Here is a 6,351-nt window from a genome sequence, read left to right as displayed (position 1 = left end):
CCGCCCTCCAAGCGAGCCGCGCGCAGCGCGCCACCCATAGCGCCGTAGCAAGCGCGGCTCGCTTGGAGGGCCGCCCGGGGCCCGTTACCCCATCTACGATTTCCGCGATCTTACGCCACCCGCCACTCGGGCACGCCATCATTCGCCATGACGATATCGCCCGTCGTGCCCACCGGCGTGCGCTCCATGCTCAACAGATGCGCCAATGTCTTTGCATCGTTCGCGGGCACGCGGCCGAGCGTGCGGCGGTCGTCTTCGGTGCGCAACATGACAACGCCGTGTTCGACCTCGCCATTGCCGCGGTAGATCACGGTGAAGCTCTCGACTTTGCCCTTGCCGCTGGCCTCGGCGACGAATTCGGGCACCTTGCGGCGGTTGCGGTCTGCCTCACGCTGCACGCTGGTATCCTGCTTGAGCGCCTCCTTCGGCGCCGCGCGCGATAGCACCAGGCCATAATGCTTGGTGACGAAGCCGCCCTGGCCGTAGAGCAGGCCGAGCTTGGCACCGTTGCGGAGCTTGCGCACCATCGCGCAAGCGGCGTGTGTCATGTAGGTGTTGAGCGGCGCGCCGAAGAAGGTGAGCCCGCCGGTGACCGTCGGCTGCACGTCGGGGCCCAGGCCCAGCGTGCGTCGCGCCATCTTGGGCACGCAGGGGAAGCAGCTATAGAGCTCGATCGCGTCGAACTTCTTGCCGTCGCCTTCGACCAGGTCCATCACCGCTTTCAGCACCGCGGTCTGCGGATGGCTCTCGAAGAACTGGTCCCGCACGAGATAGTCGCGCGGCTCTTCCGCCGACGCGCCGCCGAGCGGATAGATTAATCGGTCTTCCGGAATGCCGGCCTCACGCGCCTTGGCGAGGCTCGTGAGCAGCAGCGCGCCGCCCATGTTCACGGTCGGATTGGCTACCATCAGCTTGGTGTAGGGCCAGGCGATCAGCCGGTTCTCCGGCGTCGGCGTGGTGATCTCCTCCGGCGTAAAGCGCTTCTTCAGCCACGAATTCGGGTTCGAAGCCGCAACGCTGGAATAGGTCGACCATAGCTCGCCGGATTCCGCCAATGCCTCGCGTGGCGTCTGTCCCCAATGCGCCGAGGTGGCGGACTCATAGAGCGGATAGACCGTGATCGGCCTGAACACGCCGAGCTTCACCGCCAGCGGCTTCTGGAACGCGGCGCCGCGTTTCGGCTCCTCGACATCGTGCGCAAACGGCGTCCACGGCAAGGCGATGCCGCCGCGATCCGCCTTGGTTGCGGTGGACTGCGCTTCGGCGCCGCAGATCGCCGCCACGCTGCATTCGCCGCGCGCGATCCGCTGCGCCGCTTCATGCAGATAGCGGATCGGGCTCTCGCCGCCGACCGGGCCGTAATAGAGATGCTTAGGCTTGATGCCGAGGCGTTCGGCGAGCTGTTTCTCCGGATCGCGATAGCGCCAGCTTAAGAAATTGACGACGTCGAGCGACTGGACGTCACCAAGCAGCTTCGCCCCGCCGTCGGCTTCGGCGCGCTTGAGTGCTTCTTCAAGAAGCGCGAGCGGCTCGAGGCCGGCGGCGATGTCCTTCGGACGGTCGACGATCTCGCCGACGCCGACGATGACGGGGATGCGGTCTTCGGAGGTGCTGTTGGACATTTCTTCTCGGTTCATTTTCGACATTGGGCTTGCTGCCCGTTGTACTCGTCATTGCGAGCGAAGCGAAGCAACCCATCTCACAACTTGCGGAAACGTGGATTGCTTCGTCGCTTCGCTCCTCGCAATGACGGCACTATTCCGCCAACAGCGCATTCATGTGTTCCACCGCCTCGATAAAATCTTCCTTGAATTCCTGTACCACGGCGCCCGCCGATTTCACGCCGTCGATCAGGCCGACGCCCTGGCCGACAAAGTAGCTGACGAGATCGCGCGCCTTCTCGTTGCCGGCGGCCGCCGCGCGGTCGATCGAGTTGAAGGCGTCGCGGCTGATGATGCTCTGTAGCGGCATCGGCAGCGCGCCAGGGCTGTCGGGTGAGCGGTCCCAGGCATCGGTCCAGACCGAGCGGAGTTGCCGCGCCGGCTTGCCGGTGCGTCCCTTCGAGCGCACCGCGTCGCGCGAGGACGCTGCGATCATCTTCTCGCGGAAGATTTCCGTGGTCTCGGATTCCACGGTGGCGAGCCACACCGAGCCGGTCCAGACGCCGGCGGCGCCCATCGCCATCGCGGCCGCCATCTGCCGCCCGGTCATGATACCGCCCGCGGCCAATACCGGCACATCGCGGATCGGCTTGATCGCCTTGATGACCTCCGGCACCAGCACCATGGTCGAGACCTCGCCGCAATGGCCGCCGGCCTCGGTGCCCTGCACGACCAGGATGTCGACACCGGCCGCGACCTGGCGCAGCGCGTGCTCCTTGGCGCCGACGAGCGCTGCGACCGGCACGCCGTGCTTGCGGCCCATGTCGATCATCTCCTTCGGCGGCACACCCAGCGCATTCGCGATCAGCTTGATCGGATGCTTGAAGGAGACTTCCAGCAATTCGAGCGCGCGCTGTGCGTCGAATGGCTGCGGCTGGTTGTCGGCAACAGCGGTCGTCGTCAGCTCGATGCCGTATCTCTTCAGGAGGCTGCGGGTGAAGTCGCGATGCTCGGGCGAGATCCGCTGCTCCAGGCTTTTCCAGGTGACATTCTTCTCGCCGGCGGTCGAGATGTTCTCGGGGATCAGCACGTCGAGCCCATAGGGTTTGCCGTCGACGTGGTCGTCGATCCATTTCAGTTCCTGCTCGATGCTTTCAGGCGAATGCACGGTCGCGCCCAATACGCCAAATCCGCCGGCGCGGCTGACGGCGGCCACCACGTCGCGGCAATGGCTGAAAGCGAGCAGAGGAAATTCGATGCCCAGCATGTCGCAGATCGGCGATTTCATGGCTGCGTCCTCTCTCCCGGTGGCAGCTTCACGCTGCTTTTCTTGCTTTTGAAACGTATGCCTTGGCGGCAACGCTAGCGCATTAGTGGGCCAGTGCAAAGCGCGGCAGCGAGCACCGCCGAAGCAACAAGCGCAACCCTCATCCTGAGGAGCCGCGAAGCGGCTTCTCGAAGGATGGGCCGCGGCCGAGATAGGGGCCTCATGGTTCTCAAGGCGATGCGAAGCATCGTCCGGAGATGGCGCTGCGCGCCTCCTCACCATCAGGGGCGAAAGCAGTGTTCCATGTGGCAGAATATCACCGCGCGCTTTGTCTCTTGCGCTTTGGCGCTTCGCGGAGAATGCTGGCTGGTAACGAAAAGAATATTCAAGGGAGCCCGCGTCCATGTCCGCTTTGCCATCCGCTTCCGCAACTCCTGCCGCGCACTACGACGTCGTCGTGGTCGGCGCCGGCTTCGCCGGCATGTACATGCTGCACCGGTTGCGCGGTCTCGGCTTTTCGGCGCGAGTCTATGAGCAGGGCAGCGGTGTGTCGGCGGCACCTGGTACTGGAACCGCTATCCCGGCGCGCGCTGCGACGTCGAGAGCATGCAGTATTCCTATTCGTTCTCCGAGGAACTGCAGCAGGAATGGGACTGGAGCGAGCGTTACGCGCCGCAGCCGGAAATTCTGCAATACGCCAACCATGTCGCCGACCGCTTCAACCTGCGTTCTGACATCCAGTTCGATACCCGCGTCGATGCGGCCGCGTTCGACGAGACCAGCAAGCTCTGGTCGGTGACCACCTCCGATGGTAAGACCGTCACCGCCAAATTCGTGGTGCTTGCCACCGGCTGCCTGTCGAATGCGCGCAAGCCCGACATCAAGGGCCTCGATCTGTTCAAGGGCCAAGTCTATCACACCGGCCATTGGCCGCATGCTCAGGTGGATTTCACCGGCTTGCGCGTCGGCGTGATCGGCACCGGTTCATCCGGGATACAGTCGATACCTGTCATCGCCGAGCAGGCGCGCCATCTCACCGTGTTCCAGCGCACCGCGAATTTCTCGATCCCCGCGCGCAATGCCAAGCTGCTAGATGAGGAACGCGCATGGTTTCGCGCGAACTATCCGGAGATCCGGCGCGTGGAGCGGGAAGTGGCGCGCAACGGCATCTATACCGATTTGCCTGATCGTGGCGCGCTCGATGATGGCGACAGCGAACGTCGCGCCCGCTACGAGGCCCGCTGGCAGCGCGGCGGGCTCACGTTCATGTCGGCCTACAACAATCTCGCCCTGGAGCAGGCCGCGAACGATACCGCTGCGAACTTCGTGCGGGAAAAGATCGCGGAGATCGTCAAGGATCCCGGGGCCGCCAAGCTGCTGCAGCCGAACAGCCACCCGATCGGCTCCAAGCGGATCTGCGTCGACACCGATTATTTCGCGACCTTCAACCGCCCCAATGTGACGCTGGTTGACATCAAGAGCAGTCCGATCGAGGAGATCACGGAAAGCGCCGTGCGCACCACGGCTGGCGAGTATGAACTCGATGCGCTGGTGTTGGCGACGGGCTTCGATGCCATGACGGGGTCGGTGGCAAAAATCGACATTCGCGGCCGTGACGGATTGACGTTGAACCAGAAATGGGCGGAGGGACCGCGCACCTATCTCGGCCTGATGAGCACCGGCTTTCCGAACCTCTTCATCATCACCGGTCCCGGCAGTCCGTCCGTGCTGTCGAACATGATCGTCTCGATCGAGCAGCATGTCGACTGGATCAGCGATTGCCTCGACTACATGCGCAGCCGTGAACTCGACACGATGGAGGCGACCAGGGAGGCCGAGGACAAATGGGTGGCCCATGTCAACGAGGTCGCCCACACCACGCTCTATCCGCAGGCGAATTCCTGGTACATGGGCGCCAACATTCCCGGCAAGCCGCGGATCTTCATGCCCTATATCGGCGGCGTCGGAGCCTACAGGCAGATCTGCGACGAGGTCGCGGCGAAGGACTATGACGGCTTTGCGATGACAGGCGTGGAACGGCGGCAGCGGGCGGCCGCATCCTGAATCCACTTTCGTAGGGTGGGCAAAGCGAAGCGTGCCCACCATATCCAATGCACTTATGGATGGTGGGCACGGCGCATGCGCGTCTTTGCCGACCCTATGCCTTGCGCTAATACTCGCGCCTTCCGCGCTGGAGCCTGATCAATGACCGATGCACCCGCTTATGAGCCGCCGAAAGTCTGGACCTGGAACAAGGAGAATGGCGGCCGCTTCGCCAGCATCAACCGTCCGATCGCCGGGCCTACGCATGAGAAAGAACTTCCCGTAGGGAAGCATCCGTTGCAACTTTATTCTCTGGCGACCCCTAACGGCCAGAAAGCCACGATCATGCTGGAAGAGCTGCTCGCGCTCGGCCATTCCGGCGCCGAGTATGACGCCTGGCTGATCAGGATCGATGGCAACCAATTCGGCAGCGGCTTTGTTGCGGTCAATCCGAATTCCAAGATCCCGGCGCTGCTGGACCGCAGCGGGCCGGAACCGATCCGCGTGTTCGAGTCCGGCGCGATCCTGATGCACCTTGCCGAGAAGTTCGGTGCATTCCTGCCGACCGGTGGCCAGGCTCGCGCCGAGTGCCTGTCATGGCTGTTCTGGCAGATGGGCAGCGCGCCGTTTCTTGGCGGCGGCTTCGGCCACTTCTATGCCTATGCGCCAACCAAAATCGAATATGCCATCGACCGCTATGCGATGGAGGTGAAGCGTCAACTCGATGTGCTGGATCGTCGTCTGGCGGACAACGAATATCTATCCGGTAGCGAATACACGATCGCCGACATCGCCGTGTGGCCGTGGTACGGCGGGCTGGTGAAAGGCCTGCTCTATGGCGCAGGCGAATTCCTGTCGGTGCATGAATACAAGAACGTGCAGCGCTGGACCGACCAGATCGCAAAGCGTCCGGCCGTGAAGCGCGGCCGCATCGTCAACCGCATCTCGGGCGATCCCGCAAGCCAATTGCACGAGCGCCACGACGCCAGCGATTTCGAGACCAGGACGCAGGACAAGATTGGGCAGGCGGCGGCATCGTAACCGCCGTATGGCGGACTAGCGAAGCGTAATCCGCCATAGGCCTGCGCCACGAACACCGCCGTCATTCCGGGGCGTCCGAAGGACGAACCCGGAATCCATCGGGCCGCAGGCGCACGTGGAGAAATGGATTCCGGGCTCGATGCTGCGCATCGCCCCGGAATGACGGTCTCCGTCATTGCGAGCGAAGCGAAGCAATCCACGCCTCCACAAGCCGCGCTATGGATTGCTTCGCTCCGCTCGCAATGACGATGTGGCTGCTTTCGGTGCGACATAACAACCCGACGGGCAAATCAGCCGAAAGCCTGTCCATCCCTCGCACGAAAAATATTCCGCTTTCGCCGTCGGGCAAATCAGTGATTTAACTCCGCGCGTCTCACGCGAATGAGGGGCGGCTCGCGA

Annotated in this window: 3 protein-coding genes and 1 pseudogene; 2 read left to right on the top strand and 2 right to left on the bottom strand. The window is 63.3% G+C overall.

Features of this window, described 5'->3' with window-relative positions; translation table 11 throughout:
* Nucleotides 1–110 precede the first annotated feature (110 nt).
* Together OZ411_RS42320 and OZ411_RS42315 are read right to left on the bottom strand one after the other, a co-directional pair.
* Nucleotides 111–1,622, bottom strand: coding sequence for an acetyl-CoA acetyltransferase (locus OZ411_RS42320; RefSeq protein ID WP_282532714.1), 1,512 nt, complete (start codon nucleotides 1,620–1,622; stop codon nucleotides 111–113).
* 133 nt (nucleotides 1,623–1,755) lie between these two features.
* Nucleotides 1,756–2,889, bottom strand: coding sequence for a nitronate monooxygenase (locus tag OZ411_RS42315; protein WP_282532713.1), 1,134 nt, complete (start codon nucleotides 2,887–2,889; stop codon nucleotides 1,756–1,758).
* 382 nt (nucleotides 2,890–3,271) lie between these two features.
* Here OZ411_RS42315 and OZ411_RS42310 point away from each other — a divergent pair.
* Both OZ411_RS42310 and yghU read left to right on the top strand, forming a co-directional pair.
* A pseudogene (locus tag OZ411_RS42310) lies at nucleotides 3,272–4,932 on the top strand (NAD(P)/FAD-dependent oxidoreductase).
* 141 nt (nucleotides 4,933–5,073) lie between these two features.
* Nucleotides 5,074–5,952, top strand: a complete 879-nt coding sequence (gene yghU / locus OZ411_RS42305; RefSeq protein WP_282532712.1) for a glutathione-dependent disulfide-bond oxidoreductase — start codon at nucleotides 5,074–5,076, stop codon at nucleotides 5,950–5,952.
* Nucleotides 5,953–6,351 lie beyond the last annotated feature (399 nt).

Source organism: Bradyrhizobium sp. Arg237L (assembly GCF_029990105.1).
GTDB lineage: Bacteria > Pseudomonadota > Alphaproteobacteria > Rhizobiales > Xanthobacteraceae > Bradyrhizobium.
Note: the sequence above shows the minus strand (reverse complement) of the source record. Positions and strands in the feature narration are given on the sequence as shown.